1 protein-coding gene and 1 pseudogene are annotated in these 289 nt (G+C 68.9%); both read left to right on the top strand.

Going from position 1 to position 289, the window contains the following annotated elements; genetic code table 11:
* Window positions 1-56 precede the first annotated feature (56 nt).
* Window positions 57-185: pseudogene (locus tag EN807_RS34730) on the top strand (ThiF family adenylyltransferase); the annotation flags it as partial.
* Window positions 175-289: TonB family protein (locus EN807_RS34725; RefSeq protein ID WP_246684544.1), on the top strand; the 115-nt coding region annotated here is incomplete at its 3' end. The pseudogene EN807_RS34730 and the gene EN807_RS34725, both read left to right, overlap by 11 nt.

The raw sequence follows: 289 nt of genomic DNA, 5'->3' as shown, positions 1-289 counted from the left end.
CTTCAATGTATCCCACGGGAGCATCACCGTATGAAGGCAAAGAGAGGGAGTGCGACATGGACCCGCTGAGCCCGGAAGAAATAGAACGCTACAAACGCCATATCCTGCTGCCGGAAATCGGCGGTGCAGGCCAGCAACGGCTGAAGGCCGCGCGCGTGCTGGTCATCGGGGCGGGTGGTCTCGGCCCGGCTGGCGCGATCATCGGGCGACGCGGACCTCGATCGCGCTGCGCTCGCCGCGCTGCAGGGCGCCTCGGTGCCGGCGCCGCCGTCGGAGCTCGGCGCGCCCG

Source organism: Mesorhizobium sp. M5C.F.Ca.ET.164.01.1.1 (assembly GCF_004792125.1).
In the GTDB taxonomy this organism is placed as follows: domain Bacteria; phylum Pseudomonadota; class Alphaproteobacteria; order Rhizobiales; family Rhizobiaceae; genus Mesorhizobium; species Mesorhizobium wenxiniae.
Note: the sequence above shows the minus strand (reverse complement) of the source record. Positions and strands in the feature narration are given on the sequence as shown.